This is a genomic window from Nitrosospira sp. CT, assembly GCF_059489795.1.
The window spans coordinates 24,234-49,245 of the sequence record NZ_JCAHZJ010000009.1 but is presented as its reverse complement, the minus strand read 5'-3'; the positions used below and the strand labels follow the sequence as shown (position 1 = coordinate 49,245).

Sequence of the window (25,012 nt, the reverse complement as noted above, 5' to 3'; positions counted from 1 at the left end):
GGTCACGCCTGATGACCTCACCCCTCTGTCCTTTTTACCTGAGAGATTACGGACAGGGTTTCCCCTGCTCCGTCTGCCCCTTCGGTGGCCAGCCCAATGCCGGCACTCTCCAGATTGCCTTTTCGCAAGCGGTTATCAGGGATCAAGATCGACATGATCTGCGCCTGAGCGATTCCGGGGGGTTGCGCCTTCGGCGGCGACGATTAGTTCGCGCTCTTCCGCTTGGATATAAATGGCGAAATTCGAACTATACCCTAGCATGCGGGATCAATACAAGGTTTAAAGCGCCTTTGGAACTCCTTTAGAAGCTAAGCTCGCGGATGGTTTCATTCAGGTTTGTATAGATGGGATATCTGGTTCATCAAGGAATTTTATGTTCCATAGTGTATCTTATTCAGAATCCTTGATTAGAGTTCCTGACAGCAGCAAGCGACCCATTGAGTCAGCGGGCAAACAGTACAAGCGTATGCCGGCGGAAGCCGGTATCCAGTGACGTTTAAAGCACGCCATTATTGGTTTGGACTGGATTCCGGTTTGCTGGATTCCGGGCCAGGCCCGGAATGACGGCATTCATAGTATTTTCTGACCGGATCAATTACGAAACACATCCTCCAGGCGGATCGGACAACGAGGCACCAATGTATCTTGATCATTTCGGTTTATCCAGGCAGCCATTTTCTCAATCGTCAGCAACTGATGGTGACTGTTTCTATGAAGGAGGAGGGCGAGGCGCAACTCTGGATGCCCTTATCTATGTATTGACGCACGGCGAAGGCGAAGAGGGCATGATTGCTCTCACCGGCGAAGTGGGGAGCGGCAAAACCGTGCTATGCCAGGCGTTGATGAAATGGCTGTCTGATAGCATGCGGGTTATTTATTCTGCAAAGAAAGATTCGTCGAAGAAAGCTTTACTGAATTCCATAATGGACGAATTGAAGTTTCAATCGGAGAAAGAAGGCCTGGTCCTTCCACCCGCGCCGGCTGATGTCGATGAACTGCAGGAAATTCTCGCCGCCGTGCAGGCTGGCGACAGGCAAGTCGTGTTACTGATAGATGAAGCGCATACTCTGCCAGCAGAAACGCTGGAAGCGCTGTGGCTGTTATACAAGTGGGCATCGTCCCACCATAAATTGCTGCAGATCGTTCTGGTGGGCGAGCCGGAGCTGGAACGTACACTGGCTTCACAGCAGTTTATCCAGATCAGAACAGCGGTTCGCCATCGATATGTTTTGCAGCTACTGGATCGCGAAGCCGCGAGCGAATATCTGCTCTATCGGATGAGGACGATCGCAGGCTATGAAGGACCGGACATTTTTTCGCCTGCTGCGCTGCGATTGATCGACGTTGCCGCCGGTGGACTGTTGCGCCAGCTGAATATGATCGCCGACAAGTCGCTGATAGCAGCGTTTCTTGCGCAAGCTTCGAGCGTGGAGGCGGTTCATGTCAGAAAAGTGATAACGGATCTCGGGCTCAAACCGCATCCCGATTGGAGGGACAAGCGCAATCGCCCCGATTTCGTGGGACATCTCATAGCCGGCGCGGGCGCCGCATCCTGTGCGGCAGTCGTAATAGTGCTGGGTGTCGCCGGTTGGCAGGTCTCGCACCCTCAACCGGCAGGCATCGGCAACGCCTCTGCTTCCTTGTCGCTTGAAGCGGCGGCGCCGGGGACATTGTCTGCTCCCGCTGCCACGATTTATCCCACAACGATCGCGACCCCTCCCCCAAGCGTTCTTGCAAACGCTCCATCTTCCTCTTCCATTTCCGCCGCCACTCCGCTTCCCCCCGGGGGGAGCAACAAGGAATCCGGGGGAAAGATACCATCTGCCAGCAACACCCCGGCCAAGACTGCTACGGATAAGGCCGCTACGGACAAGGCAAATAAGGAAACTGCCGCCAACGTCGGAACTGATAAAACACCCTCTGGAAGTGGAAAGGCGGTGGCGACAGGCACGGCTGCACGAAGCGGCCTTTCTGCCGAAGGTCAGTCCGCCGGAGATGCGGCAGACCCTATTGCAGGAGTCGATCTGGCGGAGTACAAGCTGCTGAAACAACGGGTCGAGGCGACCCGCGGAGCTTTCTCCAAGGTGGACCGGAATCTGTACACCATCTTGCTATACACTACCAGCAATGTCCAGCCTGATCGTATAGAGCGGTTTCTAGTGCGAGCCCGCGCGCTCGTCGATTTGTCGAATATTTATGTTTATCCCTTCTCCAGGGGCAAGAGCGGGTTTGTCGTCACCTACGGCCTATATCCGGACGAGTACGAAGCGAGCATGGCGGTGGCTGGACTTCCCGAGAAATACCAGACCGCTTTCGATCCGGAATTGCGTACCCTGGGTGAACTGAAATAATCTGCGCCAAACATTGCCCCCATTGTCCAGACGCCGCAGCTTTGTGGGAGGAGCAGCTTATTGCCTGCTTTCCTGATGTTACAATCGCCGTTTCCTGTTGATACCCGCTTTCTTCATGCCTACGCCCCATCTTGATACTGCCCTGAGCGGTCCCATTCTTGATCTTGAAAAATGCATCCTCAATGCCATGCCTTCGATCGAGCAATGGTTGCGCAATGAATGGCAGACGCATGCGGCGCCTTTTTACTGCTCCGTGGATTTGCGCAATAGCGGGTTCAAGCTGGCGCCCGTCGATACCAACCTGTTCCCCGGAGGCTTCAATAATCTCAACCGCGAATTCATGCCTTTATGCGTTCAGGCGATGATGGCGGCCATCGATAAAATCTGTACCGGTGCACGCAGCGTGCTGCTGATTCCGGAAAGTCACACGCGCAATATTTTTTACTTGCAAAATCTGGCGACCTTGCACGCAATCATGCGGCATGCCGGCATTCAAGTCCGTATTGGTACGCTGCTCCCTGAGATCACCGCACCCACTGCGCTCGACCTGCCCGATGGGAACAAACTCACGCTCGAGCCGATCCAGCGGAAGGGCAATCGGGTCGTTCTGGAAGATTTCGATCCCTGCGTCGTGCTTCTCAACAACGATCTTTCCACCGGCACACCGGCTATCCTGCGGAATCTCGAGCAGACGGTCATTCCTCCCCTGCATGCGGGATGGACCAGCCGGCGGAAATCCCATCACTTCACCGCCTATGATAATGTCTCGCAGCAGTTTGCAAGCTTGATCGGTATTGATCCGTGGCTTATCAATCCTTATTTCGCTTCCTGCGGAAAAATCAACTTTCGCGAAAAAAAGGGTGAAGACTGCGTAGCCAACACAGTGGATGAGATCCTGGGCCAGATCCGGGAGAAATATGCCGAATATGGAGTCAGGAAAGACGCCTTCGTGATTGTGAAGGCCAATGCCGGTACGTACGGAATGGGGATAATGACCGTAAAAGATGGCGCAGAAGTGCGCACGCTCAGCCGGAAACAGCGCAACAAGATGGCGGTCGTAAAAGAAGGATTGCAGGTGACCGACATCATGGTGCAGGAAGGGGTTTATACGTTTGAGAATGTCGACGATGCCGTAGCGGAGCCCGTCATCTATATGATAGACCGCTATGTCGTCGGTGGTTTCTATCGAGTGCATACCGAGCGGGGGGTCGACGAGAACCTCAATGCTCCCGGTATGCATTTCGTGCCGCTGGCATTCGAGGATACCTGCCTTCTGCCGGATCGGGAAGCGCAGCCGGGTTGCAGCACCAACCGGTTTTATGCTTATGGTGTCATAGCCCGGCTGGCTCTGCTGGCTGCTGCACAAGAACTGGAAAAAAGTGAGGCGAGAACCGAAGCCATCGTGGCTTAGCGCAGCCTTATCCATCCATTCTCTCCGGATTTTCCTCGGGAAGTTTCCCTGAAAATGAATCCCGAAAATGGGCCGTCGCTCATCTGCAGGGGGTGAATCCGCTAAAACCATCCTCTCTGATGAAAGGGGACGAGCAATCTGACTCAGATGCTATGCTGATAACAGCCTCCCGCACATTTTGGTTTGATAATGCGCGTTTTGTTCACTCTCCCACCTCTGATGCCTCATCTTCATTCCATTCTCCATATAATCCCCCTGATAACATGAGACTTGCCTTTGTTCTTGATCACCTCGATTCAATCAAAACGCGCAAGGATTCGAGCGTCGCCATCATGCGCGCGGCGGCAGCAAGGGGTCACACGTTATTCTCGATGCAACAGGGAGACCTGGCCTGGCAGCGGGGGGATACGGTCGGTTTCGCGCGCACACTCGAATTGACCGGCGAGGATCCTCAGGGACGGCTGTGGTACCGGGTGGACGAGCCGGAAGAAATACCACTACAGGAATTCGATGCCGTACTGATGCGCAAAGATCCGCCGTTTGATATGGAGTATATCTACAGCACTTACTTGCTGGAACTGGCTGAAACGCGCGGTGCCCGTGTCATCAACAGCGCGCGCGCAATCCGGGACCATAACGAGAAGCTCGCGGTGGCGAAGTTTCCCGAATATGCCGTGGAAACGCTGGTGACGCGAAGCGAAAGTCTACTTCGTCATTTTCTTGCAGAGCACGACGACATCATTCTCAAGCCGCTTGACGGCATGGGCGGAGCAAGTGTGTTTCGCGTTCACCAGGGGGACCACAATATCGGGGTGATAATAGAAACATTGACGCACTATGGCACAAAGACCATCATGGCTCAACGGTATATCCACGAAATCACCGAGGGGGACAAGCGCATCCTGTTGATCGCGGGGGAACCAGTCCCTTATACACTTGCCCGCATCCCGCGGCCCGGAGAATTCCGGGGTAATCTGAATGTGGGTGCTACCGGCATCGCTCAGCCACTCAGCCCGCGGGATCGTGAAATTGCCGAAGCACTCGGTCCCGCATTGTTCAATGAAGGTTTGATGCTGGTGGGACTGGATGTCATCGGGGATTATCTTACCGAGATCAATGTCACCAGTCCTACGGGTATGAGGGAAATTTCAGACCAGACCGGCTTCAATGTGGCTGGAATGATGGTGGATGCCCTTGAAAAGATGCCCCGTTGATCCATTCCGTTGCCTTCTTGTTGCCTTCTTTGTTGTCTGGGTGCTGACAATACCATGATCGGGATTTTGATTATTTCTCACGGCAATCTGGGCGAAAGCCTCGTTGAGAGCGCCAACCACGTGATGGGAAAGAAATTGCCAGATCTGGCACACATTGCCATTCACCCTCAGGATGATCCTGACGTTATCCTTTCAAAAGCAGTGGAATGGGTAAGAGAGCTGGATAGCGGCGAGGGTGCGCTGGTATTGAGCGACATCTGCGGCGCAACCCCGTGCAATATAGCCACCCGGCTCGCTGCTTCCACAGAACGGGTGATATGCCTTGCGGGAGTGAATCTGCCCATGCTGGTGCGGGCGCTTACTTATCGCGCCGAGCCGTTGGAATCGGTGGCGGAGAAGGCGCTGGCAGGCGGATGGGACGGCATTTTTCGTATAAGCCCAGGTTGATAAATGCAACATAAAGAGATCAAGATCCTGAACAAACTGGGGATGCACGCCCGTGCCTCCGCCAAATTCACCCAGTTGGCCAGTCGATACCGCAGCGATGTATGGTTGACCCGAAACGATCGCAAAGTCAACGCAAAAAGTATCATGGGCGTCATGATGCTGGCGGCGAACCAGGGTGCGACCCTGGTCATCGAAACCACGGGTGAGGACGAGATTGAGGCAATGCAGGCCTTGATACAACTGATCGAGGATCGCTTCGGAGAAAGCGAATGAGCTTTGTACTGCATGGCGTGGGCGTTTCGGAAGGTATCGCCATAGGCCATGCTCATCTTGCGTCTCATGCCGCGCTCGAGGTCGCCCATCACGTCGTGCCCGAGGATCAGGTCACCCATGAAATCTCCCGGCTGGACACCGCTTTCACAACCGTTCGCGAAGAGCTTCAGGCATTGCACGACACGATCGTCAGCGGACCTGCGTCCGCCGAATACGAAGCGTTCCTCGATCTGCACCGGATGATTCTGGATGATCCCACGCTCTCGACTGCGGCAAAAGCGTACATTGCCCAGAATCAGTGCAATGCCGAGTGGGCCATTACCCAGCAGATGGGGGTATTGATGGCGCAGTTCGAGGAAATAGAAGACCCCTATCTGCGAGAACGTAAAACGGACGTCATCCAGGTGGTGGAGCGCGTTCTCAAGGTATTGCTGGGGCATCCCGGATATATCCCCCCTTCGCAAAAGCTGGATGGCAACAGTGTCCTGATAGCGCACGACTTGAGTCCGGCCGATGTGCTTCAATACAAGCAGCATTCGTTTACTGCATTCCTGACGGATCTTGGCGGCCTGACTTCGCATACGGCCATTGTCGCCCGCAGCCTGAACATCCCCTCTGTCGTCGCGCTTCACCATGCCCGCCGAATTATCCGGGAAAATGATGTTCTGATCGTGGATGGCAAGCAGGGTGTGGTCATCGTGGATCCGGACGAGCATGTGCTTGCGGAATATCGACTGCGCCAGAGCGAACTGGAACTGGAAAAACAGAAGCTCAAACGCTTGAGGACGACGATAGCGGCGACGCTGGATGGTACGGTAGTGGAGTTGTATGCAAATATCGAGTTGCCGCAGGACGTCGATCAGGTAAAAGAAAATGGAGCGACCGGGGTCGGCCTGTTTCGGAGCGAATTCCTGTTCCTCAATCGGGATAGCTTGCCCGACGAGGAAGAGCAATTCGAAGCTTATCGAACCGTGGCGCGAAAAATGCGGGGAATGCCGGTAACGGTGCGCACGTTCGATCTTGGCGCGGACAAGAACCTGGATCATGCCAAACGGGTAGCCGCGAATCCCGCCCTGGGACTGCGCGCCATCCGGCTGAGCCTGGCCGAACCCCAGATGTTCAATATCCAGCTGCGCGCTATTCTACGCGCCTCGCGCTATGGGCAGATCCGGATTCTGGTGCCGATGCTTTCCAACGTTGCTGAAATAACGCAGACGCTGCATTTGATCGAGAGTGCCAAACAAAGCCTGCGCAATGAAAAAATTCCTTTTGACGAAAAAGTGCAGGTGGGAGGAATGATAGAAATTCCAGCCGCTGCGCTGAGTCTTGACATTTTCATGCGCAAGCTCGATTTCCTGTCAATTGGCACCAATGATCTCATTCAGTATACGCTGGCGATAGATCGCGCCGATGACAGTGTTGCGCATCTCTATGACTCGCTGCATCCTGCAGTGCTGCGGTTGGTAGCGCATGTCATACGCAGTGCCAACCGGGTGGGCATACCCGTGTCCGTGTGCGGCGAGATCGCAGGGGATGTGGTATTTACCCGTCTGCTGCTCGGTTTCGGCTTACGGGTGTTTTCCATGCACCCCGCCCAACTGCTGACCGTAAAACGTGAAGTCTTGCGCGCAAATCTGCCCGACCTCATTCCGATCACCCAAAAAATACTGAAAACCGCTGATCCGGAGAAAATTCACGTACTGCTGGCGAAGCTCAACGGTTGAACGATCGTTCCCTGCTCCATTTCACAGAATGCCAATGCATATGAGCAGCGTGTACGACTATAATTGCCGGTTACAATCAGGCGATGCGATTATTTGGCAGAATGGGAATTCCTGCACAAAGCCGGTTTTAATTTTCTGGAGACCGGGCTCGGGAAGGAACCAATCGTGACATCAGCCTCCTGACCTTTTTCATGCTCATGCAAGATTCGAATTCATTCAGTACTGTTACTCCGCAGGTGGCGCGTTTTGACACGCCTTTGCATTTGAAGAGCGGTGCGGTGCTCGACAGCTACGAGCTGGTGTACGAAACATACGGGGAGCTCAACGCGGCGCGGTCGAATGCCGTACTGGTATGTCACGCCCTATCCGGGAACCATCATCTGGCAGGTCTTTACGACGATAACCCCAAGAGTGCCGGCTGGTGGAACAATATGATCGGGCCGGGCAAATCGATCGATACCCAGAAATTTTTCGTAATCGGGGTAAACAATCTGGGCGGTTGTCATGGATCCACCGGTCCCGCGAGTATCGATGCCAGGGCCGGAAAGTGTTACGGCCCGAATTTTCCGGTTGTGACCGTGGAAGACTGGATACAGACACAGGTCCGCCTTGCCGATTATCTGGGCATCGACCAGTTTGCCGCTGTGGCTGGCGGCAGTCTTGGCGGAATGCAGGCTTTGCAGTGGACACTTGATTTTCCCGAGAGGGTGCGCCACGCGCTGGTCATCGCCGCGGCTGCAAAATTAACTGCGCAGAACATCGCATTCAATGACGTGGCCCGCCAGGCTATCATTACCGATCCTGATTTTCACGGTGGCGACTATTATTCACACGGCGTCATTCCGCGGAGGGGATTACGCCTGGCGCGAATGCTGGGACATATCACCTACCTTTCGGACGACTCGATGGCCGCCAAATTCGGACGGGAACTGCGGAACGGGGCACTTGCCTTCGGCTACGAGGTGGAGTTCGAAATCGAATCGTATCTTCGTTATCAGGGAGATAAATTCGCCAGCCAGTTCGATGCGAATACCTATCTGCTGATGACGAAGGCATTGGACTATTTTGACCCGGCCTTCCCGCACAACAACGACCTGAGCGCCGCGTTCCGATTCGCCAGGGCGAATTTCCTGGTACTGTCGTTTACTACCGACTGGCGTTTTTCCCCGGAGCGTTCGCGCGCCATCGTAAGGGCACTGCTGGACAACGAATTGAACGTCAGTTATGCCGAAATTACATCCAGCCACGGCCACGACTCGTTCCTCATGGAGGATCGCCATTATCACAGGTTGGTGCGGGCTTACATGGATAACATTGTCGTATGACGAAGTCCCCTGCCATGAATTCATCGTTTAAGGTTGCCCGGCCCGATTTTGCCCTGATTGCAGCATGGGTCAAACCGGGATCCAAGGTGCTCGATCTGGGTTGCGGCGACGGTTCGCTTATACGTTTTTTGCGGGATTCCCGGGGGTCGCGTGGCTACGGGGTGGAAATTGATGATGTCAACGTCCTGGCCTGTTTCAATAATGGCGTGAATGTGATCCAGAGCGACCTGGAGTCTGGTTTGCAGAGTTTTGAATCGGGATCGTTTGATTACGTGGTGCTCTCGCAAACCCTGCAGGCTGTAAAAAATACCGAGAACATCATCAAGGAAATGCTTCGTGTAAGCAAGGAAGGCATCGTGTCATTTCCCAATTTCGGTTACTGGAAGAACCGTTTGCAGGTGCTTTCCGGCCATATGCCGGTTTCCGAAGCCCTGCCTTACCAATGGTTCGATACTCCCAATATTCATAACTGCACTCTGGGCGATTTCGAGGAATTCTGCGGCCAGCACGGGGCACGTATTCTCGAACGCAGGGTAATGAGTGGAAATTACCAGATCACGTTCATGCCCAATTTGCTGGGAATGCTAGCCTTTTACCGGTTTGAGCAGCAGAAATAGCTATTTTTGCGAGAGCTGTTTCCCCGGAAAAGCCTCAATCTTCTGGAGTTCTGCGCGCTCGAATCTTGCACGGCCAGCCAGCCAGACCAGAACCAGCACCGGGAGGCCGAGCAGCGCCGTGCCGGTAAAGAAACTGGCATAACCGTACGCATCCACGAAGTCTCCGCTGAATCCGGCGATAAATTTCGGCAACAACAGCATTACTGAACTGAATAGCGCATATTGAGTAGCGGAATAGGCGGAATTGGTCAGGCCGGAAAGATAAGCGATAAAAGCGGAGGACGCTATCCCGGCTGAGAGATTGTCCGCCGATACGGTGAAGATCAGGCCCGTCAAGTCATGCCCGCGTCCTGCCAGCCAGACAAACAGCAGGTTGGTTACCGCGGACAAAACCGCTCCCAGAAACAGCGTACGCATGATGCCGATTTTGGCTGTCAGAACGCCCCCCAGCGCTGCGCCTGCGATCGTCATGAGGACTCCATAGACCTTGGAAACCGTTGCCACTTCATCTTTCGTATAACCCATGTCGACGTAGAAAGGATTGCTCATGACACCCATTACTACGTCGGAAATGCGGTAGACCGCGATCAGGGCGAGAATCAGCAAGGCTTGTCCACCATAACGGACAATGAAGTCGCGGAAAGGGGCGATTACGGCTCCATACAGCCACGCCAGCATCTGCTTGAGCGTCGTGCTGATTGGCCAATGTGCAATGGCGGCCCTCGCGCGATCCTCATTTTCTGAAATCAGACGGGTGAGAGGAACCTCCGGTTCGCGGATGATGAGCGTAGTGATGATTCCTACCGACATGCAGGCAGCCATGCTCAGGTAAGCGATACGCCAGGTCACGTAGTCGTAGATGTCTGCTGATGAGCCTGCGGCGGCGGCTATCCACAGCGCACCTGCGGAAGCCAGGATCATCGCCAGACGATATCCTGCCTGATAGGTGGCGGCCATCGCCCCCTGGAGCCTGGGCGCGACCGCCTCGATCCGGTATGCATCCAGAGCGATGTCCTGGGTTGCGGAAGCGAAGGCGGCCGCCAGAGCAAAAAAGACTGTATGCGAAAGATTCTGGAGTGGATCGGTAAGCGCGATGCCGACGAGGGCAAGCGCGATAACGATTTGTGACAGTAAAAGCCATGAGCGGCGCCGGCCCAGCCATCGTGTCAATAATGGCAGAGGCAGGCGATCCACCAGTGGAGACCACATCCATTTGAAGCCGTAAGCCAGACCGATCCAGCTCAGGTGGCCTATGGTGGAACGGTCGATTCCCGCTTCCCGCAGCCAGAAGGAAAGTGTGCCCATCACCAGGAGCAGGGGCAATCCCGCCGAGAAGCCAAGAGACAGCATGCCCAGCACTCTTGGGTGGGTATAGATGCGAAAAGCGTGCAGCCAACTCGAAAGGGTAACTGGCATTATTCTGGATCAGTCATTCTGGCGGGCCATTTCCGGACATTATCGGCGGTTCGCGGTAAATTACCGGATCAGGCGGATAAGCTGTAATCGTAGTCAATGATAAGTGGGGAATGATCAGAAAAACGCTCGGTCTTGTAAATCGAAACCGCCTTGGCCTTGGCTGCGATACCGGGGGTGGCGATCTGATAATCGATGCGCCAGCCGACGTTCTTCGCCCAGGCCTGCCCGCGATTGGACCACCAGGTATACTGGTCCGGGTCCGGATTTATCTGGCGGAAGACGTCTACGAATCCAAGCTCCTGAAATACATCGGTAAGCCAGGCGCGCTCCTGCGGCAGGAAGCCGGAATTCTTCTGGTTGGAACGCCAGTTTCTGAGATCGATCTCCTTGTGGGCGATGTTCCAGTCTCCGCACAAAATAATCTCGCTGCCGCATGCTGCCAATTTCTTAAGCATGGGAAAAAATTGCTCCATGAAGAAATATTTGACGGCCTGCCGATGTTCACCCGCGGAACCGGATGGAAAATAGATCGATATGACGCTCAGCTGCCCGAAATCGACGCGCAGGTAGCGTCCCTCCGCATCGATCTCCGGCATGCCGACGCCTTCGGTCACGTTGCCCGGCTCATACCGTGTGTAAATGCCTACTCCACTGTATCCTCTTTTTTCAGCGCAGTGGAAGTGGCCGTGGTAGCCATCAGGGGAGAGCACTTCCTCGGTAATATCGCTCACCTGAGCCTTGAGTTCCTGAACACAGACGATATCTGCGTCCTGCAAAGGCAGCCAGCGGAAAAAACCCTTGCTGGCAGCGGAGCGTATTCCGTTGAGGTTAAGCGTTATAATTCGCACGTCAATTTCCCGAAGCCATTATCATGCCCGATTTCCGAAAGGAGTTCATCGAGTTCGCCATCAGCCGGAATGTCCTGTGCTTTGGCGAATTCCAGACCAAAGCAGGACGTCTTTCACCCTACTTTTTTAATGCGGGACTGTTCAACGATGGGGCATCTCTCGGAAAGCTGGGGCAATTTTACGCCAAAGCCATTCTTGCTGCCCAGCTTCCGTTTGACATGCTTTTCGGTCCCGCCTACAAGGGTATTCCGCTCGTAAGTTCCATTGCCATTGCCCTGGCTGCCGAGGGCAACAACTACCCTTTCTGTTTCAACCGCAAAGAGGCGAAAGACCATGGAGAAGGGGGGAATCTCGTGGGCGCGCCTCTTGCCGGGCGGGTGCTGATTGTGGATGATGTGATTTCCGCCGGCACGTCGGTGCGGGAATCGGTCGAGTATATTCATGCCGCAGGTGCCACTCCCGCGGGGGTGGCCATAGCCTTGGACCGCATGGAGCGGGGTAAGGGCGAGCTTTCCGCCGTGCAGGAAGTGCGCCGCATGTATGGAATTCCTGTCATGAGCATCGTCAACCTGGAAAGCATCGTCGATTACCTGCGCCAGAGTCGGGATCTGGCAAATCACCTCCTGGCAGTGGAGGAATATCGCACCCGGTATTCGGCTAGAATGATAGAACCGATTGAACGCGGCGGCATTTATCGCGCCGGCTGAGGAGGTAGTATTTACCGGGCCTCCTCAGCCGGCAGGTCAGGGAGTGTGATTTCACCCTTTGCATCAAAATAGCGCCCAATGGCAAAGCCCGGCGCACCCAGCTGACCACGCAGTTCGTAGTCGGTCCTTCCATGATCCCCCGTGGTCAGGCGGAATACATGCCGGATGATTGCGCTGGCAGGAACCGTTACCGGAACAATGATGACCGTTTCGCCAAAGCGGGGAATCGTGCCCTGCTGATCGCTCACTCCGCTGGCAAAGCTCATTCCACGCAGGTCCAGGTCGAGCGCAACGCCATCATAGTCCAGCGGAATCGCGCCATGGTTCTGGATTCTCAGGCTGACTGCAAAACGGGCCTCCATGCCTTTTCCTTCAAGCGGCTCAAGCCCGGCAACGGAAATTCGCAACGGCTCCTGCGGCCTGAGAGCCGCACACGCGGAAAGGAAAAAAATCAGGGCGGATATGACCAGTATGCTTCGTATCATGATTTCACCGGTGGCAACGGGGAGATCATACCCGAATATTTCATTTTGCGAGTTCACTGCCTGCATCCATTTTTATTCTTCTATTGAGCGTGGTCATTGGTGGTAGGGGAGTGCGGAGGTTTGCGGTGCAGCCGGGCTTTAGGCTATCATTGGGCCGAAGCTGGCCAGGCAGTCGCTGCCTGTCCTCGATGACGAAGGCAGGGAGAGGAAAGTCCGGGCTCCGCAGAGCAGGATGCCGGTTAACGGCCGGCCGCCGTAAGGCGAGGAATAGGGCCACAGAGACGAGCGTATTAAGTTACGGTGAAACGCGGTAACCTCCATCCGGAGCAAGACCAAATAGGCAGGCGATGATGCTGCTCGCTGAGCCTGCGGGTAGGTTGCTTGAGCGTGCGGGTGACTGCACGCCTAGAGGAATGACTGTCCTTGACAGAACCCGGCTTATCGGCCAGCTTCTTCTCTTCTAAATTATGATTCCACAAAGGCGAAAGCGACGCCATGCCGATCGCAAGCCGTCCGCACTCTCGGAGCAGCATAAAGCGCAAAAATAGACCTCTTGCTGTTCTTCCGTAGCCTGTTGCATGAATATTCTCTGTTTCCTTTTCCAGACAGGTTTGTTATACAATCGAAAATTATTCCCGCTCGCGCGGGGCGACAGATTAAATTGCGGACACAAAACCGGAGATATTATGAAGAAAATTTTTGAGTGGGTTGCTGGGCTGGCATCGGCTGCGTTGATAGCTTTCGCGGCTGCCCCCATCCATGCACAACTCATGCTTGCGCATGAAGGTCACCATTCAGGCGACTGCGCCATCAAATCGGGCGCCTTTCCTGTATCCTTCACTGCCTATGAGAAGCCCAAGGGCGAGCTTCCACCCACTCATGCCTATTGCGACCATGTTCCTGAGACCGGGGAGCTGTATTTCACGGTGGATCTGACCGATCCTGAATCCCGCGAAATTCCCATCGCGATGCGCCTGGTGATGGAAGGTCATGGAGAGGGAGGGCATGAAATCATGTCGATACCCGCCAAACCCTATCCTTCCGGAAGCATTACATTTACCGTAAACCTGGAAGAACTGGGGCAGTACGCGTTGCTGCTGGAAACCGAGAAGGACGGCAAGATGACTCCGGCGGTACGCATTCCAGTACACGTGGGCGGAGGTGGCGGCCATGATGGACACGGTGGTGGGATCGGCATGACAGAGATTGCGCTGATACTGGGTGTAGGTGGCGTAGCAGCCTTCTTTCTGCTGCGTCGGCGGACGAGCGCCAAAATGTCCTGACCAACGTCTGAGCAGAATCAGCGCTATTCAACTCTCGATTCGCGAAATCAAAGGCACGCACTTCCGCGAATCCTCCTGAACGAACGGCGGCGGGTTTTAAGGGATTGTCATATTTTCCCTTCTTGACCCGGCGCCGTTTCTTTTATTCGTCATTGGGTCTGCTCCGCACCTTACAGCATACTCCTGTGACTACCGTAACGTGGAGTGGGCGGTGTAAGGCAGGGTAGCAAGGCGAGAATCCTCCTCCCAGGCCGGCTTTCAACGCGCATGCGTCTGAGAAACGAAAAATCCTTACTGGAAAATAATCTCGCGCAGCCTGGCGAAAGTTTTGCCGACATGATTCATCTGCTCGCTGGTATGGACAGCGCTTACACTGCAACGCACCAACGAATTGCCCTCCGGCGTGGCGGGTGGCAAAACCAGATTCACATAGATACCATGTTCAAGCAGTCCTTTCCACAGTGCCAGCGCCTGTTGCGGCGTTTCAAGGATTGTTGCGATAACAGGGCTGGGCTCCGGTCCCAGTCGATAACCCAGTTCCTTGAGTTGCGAGTAGAGTTGGTGCACATTCTTCCAGAGCTGCCGGCGTAATTCGACCCCCTCCCTCAGCAGCCTGAGAGCTGCGCGGGTTGAGGCGATGGTGGCAGGCGTAGGTGAGGCAGTAAAAATATAAGGCCGGCTCACGTAGCGCAACTGATCCAGTTGCGGATGATTGCTCACACAGTAGCCGCCGATCCCGCCCAGGCTTTTACTAAAGGTGCCTGTGATGAAGTCTACTCTATCGAGGAGGCCTGTTTCTTCTACCAGACCTTGTCCGGTCTCACCCAGCACCCCCAGGGAATGCGCTTCATCAAGAAGAAGCATGCTGTTATACGCATCCTTTACCTTGACGATATCCGCCAGCGGGGCGCGGTCTCCAAGCATACTGTAGATGCCCTCGGCAATGATGAGGGTGGAGCGCGATCGTTCTCCCAGGCGGCGGAGACGTTTCTCCAGATCTGCTGCATCATTATGTCTGAAGCGGATTATTTCGGCGCCGCTCAAACGGCAGCCATCGTAGATGCTTGCGTGGGAATCGCCGTCAATAAGAACGATGTCGCCGGGCCCGGCCAAGCCTGAGATGGTCGCAAGGTTGGCCTGATACCCTGTGGTAAATACGATGCAGGACCGGTATTGATAAAACTCGGCAAACTCGCGCTCGAGGGCACGATGGCCACTGTAACTGCCATTGGCCATGCGCGAGCCGGTTGTACCCGTCCCTTCACTGTGAATCGCTTCCTGCGCTGCATCCCGGCACTCCTGTGCAAAGGTAAGGCCCAGATAATTATTTGTTCCCAGAAACAATATCCGGTGATCCCCGATCCTGGCTTCGGTCGAGGAATAAACTTCTTCTATGGGCGTTCCAAAAACCTCAACACCCTCAGGCAGCAAGGCTTTTCTCGCTGCTGCCACGGCATCCAGCTTATCTAGCAAACTCATTGTTTTTGAGACTTTATCTGGTGGATCAAGTTGGCGAGCTCATGAACGGTCTGTACATCCGCAAGAGCATTGATCGGTACGGAAATGTCGAACTCGTCCTCGATTTCCATGATCAGGTTCAGCAATTTTACAGAATCGATTGCCAGCCCATTAATAAGATCGGTCTGCGGTGTGATTTCCACCTCCGGACCGGCAAGCTGTTTGAGGTGATGGCAAAGTTTTTGCAGAACGTCGTTATAATCGTTCAACATCTGGATTCAAAATGATTCGATGATTGAAATTAGACCGCTTGTGGCAAAGCGTCGCGAAGGTGGATGCAGGGTCGCCAGTCAGGGAGCGCCCGGGTCAGGGGATCAATATCACAAACCCAGTCGGGGTGGCGCAATTCTCTCACTTTTCCCGGTGTCAGCATAGGTGAATAGCTTAGCAATCTGGCAGACCACAAGTTGACGTTTGCGATCAATGAAACCAGTGGTGCGGGGAAAAAGACGCAGTGTACGGGGCGTTTCCACACTTCCTGCGCAATAGTGGCTACCGCTTGGCTGTCGTAACCTCCCAGCCTGCCATCATCAAGCTCGTAGGTGCCTTGCACAGGCACCGCAGTCGAAAGCCAGCAGGTGATGGCGGCTACCAGATCGGCGACATGCAGTAATCCAAACCGCATGTCAGGTTGTCCCACCATTGGCAAGATACCGCGGCGCGTTATCCTGAAAAGGGGGCTCATTTCCTTATCTCCGGGACCATAAACGGCCGTTGGGCGAAAAATGGCACAAGCCATGCCAGCTGAACGCTCATTTATCAGCCGTTCAGCCCTGTGCTTGCTCAGGGCATACCAGGAAAGCTCGGGTTGCCGCGCGGCCAGAGAAGAAATCAGCAGAAAACGTGGAGGCGGGTTTTGTTCCAGAGAAGCCTGCATCAGGTTGCTCGTACCTTCCACATTGGTACGGACAAAGCTCTCGAGAGAACTTCCCCGAACCTGACCGGCGCAATGTACAACAGCGGAGACGCCGATTACGAGCTTTCGCAATGCATCAAGGTTATGTAAATCGCCTTCTATCCATTGCGTGGACTCGTCATCTACTCGCGCGTGTCTTGTCAGAGCCCTGACTTTCCATCCTTCCTTTATCAGGGACTGCAACAGCGCATTCCCGATAAAGCCAGTGGCGCCGGTAACGGCGACCCAGGACTCCGACATACGCCGATTATTTGTCCCCGGACTCGGCAGATAACTGGTCTGTCAACTGTGTTCGCTGGATGAAGCCTTGGCGTGCAGCAAAACGGGACAGTTTTCCAGAGGAAGTACGCGGCAGGGTGTGCGGTGGAACCAGCTCCACCAGACAATTCACGCCAAACGCCATGTAGACCAGACGTTGCAGGCGACTGGTAAGGGACTGGCGATCCGTGACCGAGGTAAGTCGGCATTCGATGACCAGGACAATGGTCGTGATGCCATTGGCGTCAGTAATCCCGAAGGCAGACGCTTCACGCGTTCTCACCTCGGGTTGCTGTTCAGCAAGCTCCTCGATATCTTGGGCGCGGATATTACGCCCATTGACGATGATTACATCGGTGCGACGCCCGGTGATGTATAGATCACCTTCAAAGAGGAATCCCAGGTCACCGGTATCCAGCCAGTTTCCAGGTTTGAGCGTCTTGCAGGTATCTTCCGGATTGTTGAAATAACCTGTCATGATACTGCTGCCCTGCACGAGTACGCTGCCTACGCGCAAATCAGGGAGTTGCTGGCCGGCCTCGTCGACCACCTTGACGGTATGCTCCGGCAACGCGCGGCCGCAATTGACGAATTCACTGTACTTCCGACCTTCCACCTGTAACCGTACTGCCATTTTCCTGTCAACGAGGGTTGCCGCGTCGACTCGCAAACTCTGAAAGCCTTCGCCAACCTGGGAGAAAGTAACGGCGAGCGTCGACTCAGCCAGCCCATAGCAGGGGAGGAATGCGCGCGCGTCAAAACCGGCGGGCGCAAATTTTTCCGCAAAATTCCTCAAAGTGTCGGGGCGGATCATTTCCGCGCCGACTCCCGCTGCACGCCAACTGCTGAGATCAAGATCTTCCAGGTCGGAATCGCGTACGCGAAGCGTGCAGAGCTTGAGCCCGAAGGGTTGACTGAACGCGACGGTGGCGCGATTTCTGCTGATCAGGCGCAGCCATTGCAACGGCCTGATTGCAAAATCACGGGTAGCCAGATAATCGACGGAAACCTGCGCCACCATGGGCGCCATTACCATGCCGACCAGACCCATGTCATGATAAAACGGCAGCCAGGACGCACAGCGGTCTCCTGCCCGAATATTCAGGCCGTGACGGACAATGCCCTGGAGATTGCTCATCAGTGCGCCTTCGGTAATTACCACTCCACGTGGCATGCGCGTGCTTCCCGAAGTAAATTGCAGGTACGCGATTTCATCCGGACTATTTGCCGCGAGCTCGGTGTTCAGCGCCGGCAGTTCCCCGAGCTGCTCCGGCGTTCCCACCCAGCGCAGATATTGCGACCCCTCGGCTGCCTCTTTCAAAAAACCGACATAGTCAACGTTCGCCAGGGCAGCGCTTGCCTGACCCGCCTCCAGCATTCCGCGCAGCTGCCGAACATAAACCGCATGGCTGCCGAGGTTGACAGGAACAGGCATTGCATAAGGTACCAGTCCTGCATAGCGGCATGCATAAAAGATTTCCATGAACTCCGGCGTCGTGTCGGCAATAACCGCAACACGGTCCCCTCTCGCCAATCCAAGCCCGAGCAACTGACGCGCCGCTGCTTGGGCATTTTGCCTTAATGCCTGATAGGAAAGAACGGAGCGGAGATTACCCTTGGCATCATAAAAGTTATACCCGGCTGTACCGGCCGCGGCATACTCGAGTGCAGCGATCAAGGTGTCGAAGTCGGCTAATCTCTGAGATTGAGTGTTATACGTAGGTGTGGGGATCGCAGTTGCCGGCTGCTCGCTTGATAATAATTGAGGATTAAACGCTTGCGTTAACGGAGCGTTCAACTTCGCTATTGTTGAACTCAAGGTCTTCCCCTCCAAATTAATCGTACTAGTCATCTTTTTATAATATAAAGGATTCCAGTCGGGCAATCGTTGTTTTGGCCGTCATCCGCTGTCGCGTCGTTCGAGTTGCTGCTTGAAAATATCGACTCTACCTGGCTCCCGGTAAAGGCAGTAGCTCGAAAAACAAAAAATAAATGCGCTAATCCGTAAAATTAACGAACCTTCTTATATTCAGCTCTCATTATCGTAACAGGGCATGTACTTCGGCATTACCGGATCACGCTCCTTTCACGTGCAAGAGGCTGTTTCTCGCGCTCGCAGTCTGCTTTCGATACTTACAGGATAGGCGATAAGCTCCATTCTGTACGAGTTGGCAGACGATATAAAGAGGTTTTGGAGAATGGAAGGGAAATGTGTGTCTTTTTTGCAACACTTGCCGGAACCGGACCCTTCAGCTTTGCGTTAGATCTGATCTCAATCTCTTTCGCGGCCGCGCGCCATTTTTTACAGGAATCCATCTCTCGAGGGATCAACTCTTCTTTTATTTTCGAAGCAGATTATTGCAGGGCCCGAGCGCAGTCTTCCGGAATCGCACTATACACCACGCGGAATCCTTGAAAAAATTCCTCCCCTGGAATGAGGCTTCCGCTGACGCCAAAGGCGCAAGGCCGGATTTACACTCACTCAGTACCGTCACTTCATGCCTCGAGCCATGCCGTTGCCTCAGCATAATCCCGAAATACCCGTATATCGGCATTGACAAATAGATTGGATACCCAGGCCGCCCAGGCGCGCCACTGGTTTTCAGTGATTATCGCGATGCGGTTGAATTCGCTGCCATGTTCCCGCACGAATTTGATGTCCTCCCAAGCGACATCGATGGTGTAGCTCAGCATATCCCGCCAATCGAACAGTACGTTCACCTTGCCGCCGGGGGCAGCCTTGCGAAGTACCTTGTCCTCGAATTCGCGGTAATCGGCCAATGTGAATTCACCGAAAACAGCGATACTGATCAGATTTTCTGTTTCCTCAATGGTTATCATGTGTTACCCACAATATAAAATTGCGCGGGCAGGGAAAAAATCCGGGTAGCCCAAAAAATTCGGGCTACCGAAGAAAATACGCTCAGCAAAAGGATATCACTTATCGCTCAGATGTGCGGTTCAATTTCTCGCCGCAGAAACTTGTGGAAGTGCACCATGCCATCTTCCATCGGCGATTGGTACGGTCCGGCCTCGCTCACGCCTTGTCTGTACAGCGCACGGCGCCCTTCTGTCATCAGCTTGCAGATTTCATCATCCTCAGCAGCGGTTTCACGATAGGCGGACTGTTCCGCTTCAATGAATTCACGCTCAAACAAAGCGATATCTTCAGGATAATAGAACTCCACTACGTTGGTGCAACGCTCCGCTCCGGCAGGAAGCACCGTGCTGATGACCAATACATGGGGGTACCATTCCATCATGATGTTGGGATAGTACAGCATCCAGATTGCACCATGCCTCGGTATTTCGCCCGCTGTCTGCAGCAACAGTTGCTCGTGCCATTTTGCATAGACAGGCGTCCCCGGGCGGGTCAGGGCGTTATTGATCCCCACAGTCTGAACGTTGTACCACTCCCCGAACTCCCATTCCAGCGCAGTCGTGTCAACAAAGTTGCCCAGCCCTGGATGGTATGGCTCGACGTGGTAGTCCTCCAGATAAACCTCTATGAAGGTTTTCCAGTTGCAGGCGTATTCATCTATCTGAAGGCGTTCCAGCACATGACCCGAGAAGTCGAAATTCTTCAGGATTTGCACGTTGCCTAGATCGCGCGCAACGTTCCGCCTGCCTTGAAACAGGAGCCCGTTCCAGCTCTGCAAAGGCGTATTGGAAAGATTGAGGCAAGGGTTTTCGGGGAAATGGGGCGCACCGAGCAGCGTGCCCTTCAAGTCATACGTCCAGCGATGCACGGGACAAACGATGTTTCTGGTGTTGCCACTCCCTTTGAGCAGCAGCGACTGCCTGTGGCGGCAGACGTTGGACAGCAACTCGATACCATCCTTATTGCGCACCAGCATTTTCGCATTATCCATCCATTCAGGCACATAATAGTCCCCAATGTTTGGCACCATGATCTCATGGCCGACATAACCCGGTCCCTGGTCGAACAGAATGCGTTTTTCCAGTTCAAGGATTCGAGAGTCGAGATACCAGTCAACCGGCAGTTGCGTTGGAGCCAATTGGCAAACATCAATCAGATCGACCATATGCTACTTTTCACCTTTCAAAAGATGACTGGATTATCAAAACCAGGAACGGCAGGGAAGGCAGGAAGAGAATGAGCATGTCCTCATGTCCTTGCCCTGAAATGCTTATAATCCGACTAAGAAACCTCTTTCATGGGAAAGTTTCGTGGATTTAATTGACCTGACACCACTTATTGCGTTATTTTTGCCGTTTGTCCGCAATACACCCATTCTGACAGCGTGTTTATCATGACAAAGCCCGCCGACCCCGTCAAATTTTCCCCTCCGGAAGGTTTTGAAGCTGCGCTGGCTGAGCTGGAAAGCATCGTTCTGGAAATGGAAGCAGGCCAGATGCCGCTTGAAGAATCCCTCGAAGCTCACAAACGTGGGACGGAATTGCTACAATATTGCCACTCCAAGTTGCAGGATGCGCAGCAACAGGTACGCCTCCTTGAAGCCAACACACTGAAAAATTTCTCCCCTTCCGGTATTGATGACCGCTGATTTCCAGGATTGGGCGAGAAGCCACCAGGTACGCATCGAAAATTCCCTGCAGACCTTGCTTCCTGCCGCAGACGTCGCGCCTGAGCGCTTGCATGAAGCGATGCGCTACACCGTTCTGGGTGGGGGCAAGCGCGTACGGCCCTTGCTCGCTTTCGCAGCCGGCGAGCTGAACAATGCGAATGAGGAGAGGGTGACGATTGCTGCTGTCGCAGTGGAACTCATTCATGCCTATTCACTCGTGCACGATGATTTGCCCTGCATGGATGACGATGTATTGCGTCGGGGAAAACCTACCTGTCATATCGAGTATGGGGAAGCAATCGCGCTACTGACGGGGGACAGCTTGCAGAGTCTCGCTTTTCAGTTGCTGGCCGAATATTCCCTGGCTGACACTCCGAAGATGCAACTCGAAATGATCAGACGTCTGGCACAAGCGGCCGGTTCGCGCGGCATGGCGGGAGGGCAGGCTGTCGATCTTGCCAGCGTCGGCAGGGCATTAAGTCTCCCCGAACTGGAATTCATGCATATTCACAAGACGGGCGCGCTTATTCGAGCCGCGGTAATGCTCGGTGCCTATTGTGGCAGCAGGTTGGGCGAAGCCCAGTTGGCAGCCCTTGATCATTTTGCCAAATGCATCGGTCTTGCATTTCAGGTTGTCGATGACGTTCTCGACGCCGAGGCAACCACTGCCACCCTCGGCAAGACCGCCGGCAAGGATGCCGAAAACAATAAGCCTACCTATGTGAGTATTCTGGGGAGCAAACGGGCGCGCGAGCTCGCGGAGGAGTTGCGGCAGGAGGCATATGCATCCCTGGAGATGTTTGAGGCAGCCGCGGGACGATTGAGGCAGGTAACTGATTTTATCATTCACCGGGAATTTTGAAGGCCGGCGTGTTTCCCGGAAAAAGGATTTTGTAATTTTCAAGGTTTAAATGCACCCATTGCTCAATACCATTACCGATCCTGCCAAGCTGCGGACACTGGAACGCAAGTTGCTGCCGCAGCTTGCAGACGAGTTGCGCCAATTCCTGGTTGAATCGGTAGCCAAAACCGGCGGTCATCTGTCCTCCAATCTGGGCACAGTCGAACTGACCATCGCACTGCACTACGTTTTCAATACACCCTACGACCGCCTGGTCTGGGATGTGGGTCACCAGACCTATGTCCATAAGATTCTGACCGGACGGCGCGAAGGCATGGGCAAATTGCGCATGCGCGGCGGTATCGCCGGCTTTCCGCGCCGGGATGAAAGTGAATATGACGCTTTCGGCACCGCCCACTCCAGCACCTCCATCAGCGCTGCGCTTGGGATGGCAGTAGCATCGCAGCGGGAGGGCAAGAAGCGGTCCGTGGTCGCAGTGATCGGTGATGGCGCAATGAGCGCCGGCATGGCGTTCGAGGCTTTGAATAATGCCGGTGCCATGGATACCAACCTGCTGGTCATTCTGAACGACAACGATATGTCGATTTCCCGGCCAGTGGGAGCGCTCAACAATTATCTGGCGCGGCTCATGTCCGGCCAGTTCTATGCGACCGCGCGCCGCGCCGGCGAGAAAATGCTGGGAGTGGTTCCACATGTGCTGGAACTTGCCAAGCGTGCCGAGGAGCATGTAAAAGGCATGGTGACGCCAAGCACGCTGTTTGAAGAATTCGGTTTCAATTATATCGGGCCTATTGATGGCCATGATCTTGACGTGCTTGTCAGCACGCTCAACAACATCAGGCATCTTCGCGGTCCCCAGTTTCTGCACGTGGTCACCCGTAAAGGAGCGGGATACAAGGCGGCGGAAGACGATCCGATTCTTTATCACGGCGTAACCAGGTTCAATCCCGATGCGGGCATCATTCCCAAAGCTTCAGCCAAACCGTCCTATACCCAGATTTTCGGGGACTGGTTGTGCGATATGGCGGCCTTGGACCAGCGTCTGGTAGGGATCACTCCAGCCATGCGGGAGGGATCTGGTATGGTGAGGTTTTCCCACGAGTATCCCGATCGTTATTTTGACGTGGGCATCGCCGAGCAGCATGCCGTCACCTTTGCAGCCGGCCTCGCGTGCGACGGGTTGAAGCCGGTGGTGGCGATCTATTCAACCTTTCTCCAACGCGCATATGACCAGTTGATTCATGACGTCGCCATTCAGAATCTTCCTGTCGTGTTTGCCATAGACCGTGCCGGACTGGTGGGAGCAGACGGACCTACCCATGCGGGTAGTTTCGATCTGACTTACCTGCGCTGTATTCCGAACATTACCGTAATGGCCCCTGCGGATGAGAACGAGTGCCGCCAGATGCTGTACACCGCTTTTCAGATGAATACACCTGCCGCTGTGCGCTACCCTCGAGGTTCAGGTAGCGGTGTGGCGCCGCAGAAAGAGATGCAGATGCTGCCGATCGGGCGTGGGGAAATACGGCGGGAGGGAGTAAAAATTGCACTGCTCGCGTTCGGCAGCATGCTCCAGCCTTGCCTTGAGGCAGCGGAAGAATTGAATGCGACAGTTGCCAATATGCGTTTTGTCAAACCGCTGGACGATGATCTCATCGCATCGCTGGCGGCCAATCACGAATTGCTCGTTACGGTGGAGGAAAACACTGTGATGGGCGGCGCAGGCAGCGCGGTTCTGGAATCGCTATCTGCACGAGGTCGCGCAGTTCCAGTATTACAGCTGGGCCTGCCGGATACTTTCCTCGACCAGGGCGACCCTTCTCAGATGTTGAGCGAGTGCGGGCTGGATAGGGAAGGGATCGTACACGCCATAAGAGCGAGATTCCCAAAGTAAACCGCCCGCTTTTGCATCGCATGCCTTTGATGTGCGATGTTCTTCCTTGCAATGGTACACGATGAACAAAATGCTCATTGCAGATGTGCAAAGGGTGGCCGATACGAGACGCATTGCCATCGACAAGGCGGGGATCAGGGCTCTCCGCCATCCGGTAAGGATAATGGATAAGGCTGGCGTTCAGCATACAGTGGCCGTATTCAACATGTATGTGAACCTGGCACATCACCTCAAAGGCGTGCACATGTCTCGTTTTGTCGAGATGCTGAATGAGCATGATTCGGTAATCTCGGTAGAAACGTTTGAAAAGCTGCTGATTTCGATGGTGAGGAAGCTCGAGGCGGAATCCGGCGATATCGAAATGCGCTTTCCGTATTTCATCGGCAAAACCGCTCCGGTTTCCGGCATAAAGAGTCTGATGGACTATGACGTTGCCTTCATCGGACAAATCAGGAACGGAGAATCCCGCTTCACTTTGAAAGTGGTCGTGCCCGTAACCAGCCTTTGCCCATGCTCCAAAGAGGTATCGGACTATGGAGCGCACAACCAGCGATCCCATATGTCCATATCAATCCGGACAAACCATTTTGTATGGATAGAAGATCTGATCCGCATTGCGGAAGACCAGGCCTCCTGTGAGCTCTATGGATTGCTTAAACGCTCAGATGAAAAGTATGTCACCGAGAAGGCTTACGGGAATCCCAAGTTCGTCGAGGATGCAGTGCGGGATATCGCATCAGTGCTCAATCGTGACGAGCGGATAGATGCTTACACGGTGGAAGCGGAAAATTTCGAGTCCATTCATAATCATTCCGCATATGCACTGATCGAGTGCGACAAATTGAAGAATTGAGCTCCCTCCCGTCTCGATCTGTTTCCTGCGCCCGACTCCTTGATCCAGTGTCCCCGCTTC

23 protein-coding genes, 1 other RNA gene and 2 riboswitches are annotated in these 25,012 nt (G+C 54.3%); of the genes, 15 read left to right on the top strand and 9 right to left on the bottom strand.

Annotated features, from left to right (window positions below):
• Positions 1 to 15: 15 nt before the first annotated feature.
• A riboswitch (glycine riboswitch) is annotated at positions 16 to 123 on the bottom strand.
• Positions 124 to 144: 21 nt separating this feature from the next.
• Positions 145 to 231: riboswitch (glycine riboswitch) on the bottom strand.
• 329 nt (positions 232 to 560) lie between these two features.
• The 8 genes from AC52W5_RS02120 (at position 561) to metW (ending at position 9,362) form a co-directional block, all read left to right on the top strand.
• On the top strand, positions 561 to 2,351 hold the full coding sequence (locus AC52W5_RS02120) for an AAA family ATPase (protein WP_495669792.1): 1,791 nt from the start codon (positions 561 to 563) through the stop codon (positions 2,349 to 2,351).
• Between the two features lie 115 nt (positions 2,352 to 2,466).
• Positions 2,467 to 3,762, top strand: coding sequence for a glutamate--cysteine ligase (gene gshA, locus AC52W5_RS02115; RefSeq protein WP_495669791.1), 1,296 nt, complete (start codon positions 2,467 to 2,469; stop codon positions 3,760 to 3,762).
• Between the two features lie 263 nt (positions 3,763 to 4,025).
• Positions 4,026 to 4,976, top strand: a complete 951-nt coding sequence (gshB, locus tag AC52W5_RS02110; protein WP_495669790.1) for a glutathione synthase — start codon at positions 4,026 to 4,028, stop codon at positions 4,974 to 4,976.
• 54 nt (positions 4,977 to 5,030) lie between these two features.
• On the top strand, positions 5,031 to 5,423 hold the full coding sequence (locus tag AC52W5_RS02105; protein ID WP_495669789.1) for a PTS sugar transporter subunit IIA: 393 nt from the start codon (positions 5,031 to 5,033) through the stop codon (positions 5,421 to 5,423).
• Positions 5,424 to 5,426: 3 nt separating this feature from the next.
• A complete protein-coding gene (locus AC52W5_RS02100) occupies positions 5,427 to 5,696 on the top strand; it encodes an HPr family phosphocarrier protein (RefSeq protein WP_113068115.1) in 270 nt (89 codons plus the stop codon).
• The gene (gene ptsP, locus AC52W5_RS02095) at positions 5,693 to 7,420 is read left to right on the top strand and encodes a phosphoenolpyruvate--protein phosphotransferase (protein ID WP_495669788.1); all 1,728 of its coding nucleotides are present in this window, start codon (positions 5,693 to 5,695) and stop codon (positions 7,418 to 7,420) included. Before AC52W5_RS02100 ends, ptsP begins: the two co-directional genes overlap by 4 nt.
• A gap of 191 nt (positions 7,421 to 7,611) precedes the next feature.
• Complete coding sequence (gene metX, locus AC52W5_RS02090; RefSeq protein ID WP_074973792.1) at positions 7,612 to 8,745, top strand: homoserine O-succinyltransferase MetX; 1,134 nt, start codon at positions 7,612 to 7,614, stop codon at positions 8,743 to 8,745.
• A gap of 14 nt (positions 8,746 to 8,759) precedes the next feature.
• Complete coding sequence (gene metW / locus AC52W5_RS02085) at positions 8,760 to 9,362, top strand: methionine biosynthesis protein MetW (RefSeq protein ID WP_371265862.1); 603 nt, start codon at positions 8,760 to 8,762, stop codon at positions 9,360 to 9,362.
• Here metW and AC52W5_RS02080 read toward each other — a convergent pair whose 3' ends face one another.
• Both AC52W5_RS02080 and AC52W5_RS02075 read right to left on the bottom strand, forming a co-directional pair.
• Positions 9,363 to 10,778: an AmpG family muropeptide MFS transporter gene (locus tag AC52W5_RS02080; RefSeq protein WP_495669787.1), complete on the bottom strand. Its 1,416-nt coding sequence runs from the start codon at positions 10,776 to 10,778 to the stop codon at positions 9,363 to 9,365. It lies immediately after the preceding gene.
• A gap of 68 nt (positions 10,779 to 10,846) precedes the next feature.
• A complete protein-coding gene (locus AC52W5_RS02075; protein WP_495669786.1) occupies positions 10,847 to 11,626 on the bottom strand; it encodes an exodeoxyribonuclease III in 780 nt (259 codons plus the stop codon).
• Between the two features lie 23 nt (positions 11,627 to 11,649).
• Between AC52W5_RS02075 and pyrE the strand changes: the two genes are divergently transcribed.
• Positions 11,650 to 12,333 (top strand): orotate phosphoribosyltransferase, encoded by a 684-nt coding sequence (gene pyrE, locus AC52W5_RS02070; protein ID WP_495669785.1) that lies wholly within the window; start codon positions 11,650 to 11,652, stop codon positions 12,331 to 12,333.
• 11 nt (positions 12,334 to 12,344) lie between these two features.
• Here the strand turns inward: pyrE and AC52W5_RS02065 are convergent, their stop codons facing one another.
• Positions 12,345 to 12,875, bottom strand: coding sequence for an LEA/WHy family protein (locus AC52W5_RS02065; protein ID WP_495669784.1), 531 nt, complete (start codon positions 12,873 to 12,875; stop codon positions 12,345 to 12,347).
• Positions 12,876 to 12,974: 99 nt separating this feature from the next.
• Between AC52W5_RS02065 and rnpB the strand changes: the two genes are divergently transcribed.
• Both rnpB and AC52W5_RS02055 read left to right on the top strand, forming a co-directional pair.
• Positions 12,975 to 13,275, top strand: an RNA gene (gene rnpB / locus AC52W5_RS02060) — RNase P RNA component class A.
• A gap of 229 nt (positions 13,276 to 13,504) precedes the next feature.
• A complete protein-coding gene (locus AC52W5_RS02055) occupies positions 13,505 to 14,101 on the top strand; it encodes a hypothetical protein (RefSeq protein ID WP_074973803.1) in 597 nt (198 codons plus the stop codon).
• Between the two features lie 291 nt (positions 14,102 to 14,392).
• On the opposite strand, the gene spt is transcribed toward AC52W5_RS02055, so the two are convergent.
• The 6 genes from spt to AC52W5_RS02025 form a co-directional block, all read right to left on the bottom strand.
• The gene (spt, locus tag AC52W5_RS02050) at positions 14,393 to 15,580 is read right to left on the bottom strand and encodes a serine palmitoyltransferase (RefSeq protein WP_081363499.1); all 1,188 of its coding nucleotides are present in this window, start codon (positions 15,578 to 15,580) and stop codon (positions 14,393 to 14,395) included.
• Positions 15,577 to 15,831, bottom strand: coding sequence for an acyl carrier protein (locus tag AC52W5_RS02045; protein ID WP_495669783.1), 255 nt, complete (start codon positions 15,829 to 15,831; stop codon positions 15,577 to 15,579). The genes spt and AC52W5_RS02045 overlap by 4 nt, the downstream gene beginning before the upstream one ends.
• A 29-nt stretch (positions 15,832 to 15,860) precedes the next feature.
• A complete protein-coding gene (locus AC52W5_RS02040) occupies positions 15,861 to 16,775 on the bottom strand; it encodes an NAD-dependent epimerase/dehydratase family protein (protein ID WP_495669782.1) in 915 nt (304 codons plus the stop codon).
• Between the two features lie 7 nt (positions 16,776 to 16,782).
• Positions 16,783 to 18,612, bottom strand: coding sequence for a fatty acyl-AMP ligase (locus tag AC52W5_RS02035; RefSeq protein ID WP_495669781.1), 1,830 nt, complete (start codon positions 18,610 to 18,612; stop codon positions 16,783 to 16,785).
• Positions 18,613 to 19,289: 677 nt separating this feature from the next.
• Positions 19,290 to 19,634 (bottom strand): SpoIIAA family protein, encoded by a 345-nt coding sequence (locus AC52W5_RS02030; RefSeq protein WP_107762220.1) that lies wholly within the window; start codon positions 19,632 to 19,634, stop codon positions 19,290 to 19,292.
• A gap of 107 nt (positions 19,635 to 19,741) precedes the next feature.
• Positions 19,742 to 20,839 carry an aromatic ring-hydroxylating oxygenase subunit alpha gene (locus AC52W5_RS02025; RefSeq protein WP_495669780.1) on the bottom strand — a complete coding sequence of 366 codons (1,098 nt, stop codon included), beginning with the start codon at positions 20,837 to 20,839 and terminating at the stop codon, positions 19,742 to 19,744.
• 228 nt (positions 20,840 to 21,067) lie between these two features.
• Here AC52W5_RS02025 and AC52W5_RS02020 point away from each other — a divergent pair, with 228 nt between their 5' ends.
• From AC52W5_RS02020 to folE2, 4 genes are all read left to right on the top strand, one after another.
• Positions 21,068 to 21,322: an exodeoxyribonuclease VII small subunit gene (locus AC52W5_RS02020; protein ID WP_074704743.1), complete on the top strand. Its 255-nt coding sequence runs from the start codon at positions 21,068 to 21,070 to the stop codon at positions 21,320 to 21,322.
• Complete coding sequence (locus tag AC52W5_RS02015; RefSeq protein WP_495669779.1) at positions 21,312 to 22,205, top strand: polyprenyl synthetase family protein; 894 nt, start codon at positions 21,312 to 21,314, stop codon at positions 22,203 to 22,205. Before AC52W5_RS02020 ends, AC52W5_RS02015 begins: the two co-directional genes overlap by 11 nt.
• 49 nt (positions 22,206 to 22,254) lie before the next feature.
• Positions 22,255 to 24,099: a 1-deoxy-D-xylulose-5-phosphate synthase gene (gene dxs, locus AC52W5_RS02010; protein WP_495669778.1), complete on the top strand. Its 1,845-nt coding sequence runs from the start codon at positions 22,255 to 22,257 to the stop codon at positions 24,097 to 24,099.
• A gap of 61 nt (positions 24,100 to 24,160) precedes the next feature.
• A complete protein-coding gene (gene folE2 / locus AC52W5_RS02005) occupies positions 24,161 to 24,952 on the top strand; it encodes a GTP cyclohydrolase FolE2 (RefSeq protein WP_495669777.1) in 792 nt (263 codons plus the stop codon).
• The last annotated feature ends 60 nt before the right edge of the window (positions 24,953 to 25,012 follow it).